The 1,080-nt window shown below is 46.1% G+C and carries 1 protein-coding gene; it reads left to right on the top strand.

Annotated features, from left to right (window positions below):
- Positions 1-98 precede the first annotated feature (98 nt).
- On the top strand, positions 99-1,073 hold the full coding sequence (locus KDK19_RS13755; protein ID WP_257254011.1) for an IS30 family transposase: 975 nt from the start codon (positions 99-101) through the stop codon (positions 1,071-1,073).
- The last annotated feature ends 7 nt before the right edge of the window (positions 1,074-1,080 follow it).

Below are 1,080 nucleotides of genomic sequence, written 5' to 3'. Positions count from 1 at the left end.
TCTGGATTAATAGAATAAGTGCAATCGACTGATATTTCAGATGTGAGCCAGCTGCTGGTACATTCTGTAGCTCTCACACTCAGAAATGGAAGTCAGGAATGAATACACAAACCAGACGATACAAACAGCTGTCTCAGGGACAACGATACCAGATTGAAGCACTTCTTGGGACAGGTCTTACACAGAAATACATTGCTGAGAGAGTTGCCATCAGTGCAAGCGCCTTATCCCGAGAGCTTCAACGCAACACTGATGACAACGGATACTGTGCTGAAGCTGCTCACAGTAAAGCTATTCAACGTAGGAAGTCAGCCAGAAAACATAACAAAGCCGATGAACGACAAATGCCTATTATAAAAAAAGGCCTGCTTCTTGGCTGGTCTCCTGAGAACATCAGCTACAGGATGAAAGTCGAGGTGCCTGAAATCACCTTAAGCCACACTACTATCTACGCTCGTATTGCTGATGACAGGTCCAGCGGAGGCTCTCTGTACAAAAAGCTACCCCGCTTTGGAAAAAGACGCTGCAAGGGCGGTAAACGCAAGGCTGGACGCTCACTGATACCTAATCGTGTTGATATATCTGATCGTCCTGAAGTGGTAGAACTTCGTTCTCGCCTGGGAGACTGGGAGGGTGACACCGTATTTGGACAGGATGCTTATCTGGTGACTCTGGTTGACCGGAAAAGTCGCTTTACACTCATTGATAAAGTGGACAACAAACAAGCTGAAACGGTGGCAGATAGCATGATTAAATTGCTTGGACGAGTATCATCCGTCTGCACGATCACATTGGATAACGGAGGCGAGTTTGCCGCTCATGAAAAGGTAGCTGAAGCAGTAAGTGCTGATGTATTTTTTGCCAAGCCTTATGCCAGTTACCAGAGAGGAACGAACGAAAATACCAATGGTATTATTCGGCGAACCTATCCCAAAAAAATGGCTCTGGGACATCTTACAAGGGAGGACATTCGAACTATGGAGATATTGATTAATACCACGCCTCGAAAGGTTTTAGGTGGGCGAACACCGCTTGAAGTCTACACAGGGGAGTCGTTTGCACTTATTGCTTGAATCCAGC

This window comes from Endozoicomonas sp. ONNA1 (genome assembly GCF_024606325.1).
GTDB lineage: Bacteria > Pseudomonadota > Gammaproteobacteria > Pseudomonadales > Endozoicomonadaceae > Endozoicomonas_A.
The sequence above is the reverse complement of the archived record's forward strand: the minus strand, read 5'-3'. Positions and strand labels throughout refer to the sequence as shown.

Bases quoted from the DNA above. Each gene is read 5' to 3' on its own strand.
- KDK19_RS13755 (WP_257254011.1), top strand. From the start codon at position 99: ATGAATACACAAACCAGACGATACAAACAGCTGTCTCAGGGACAACGA.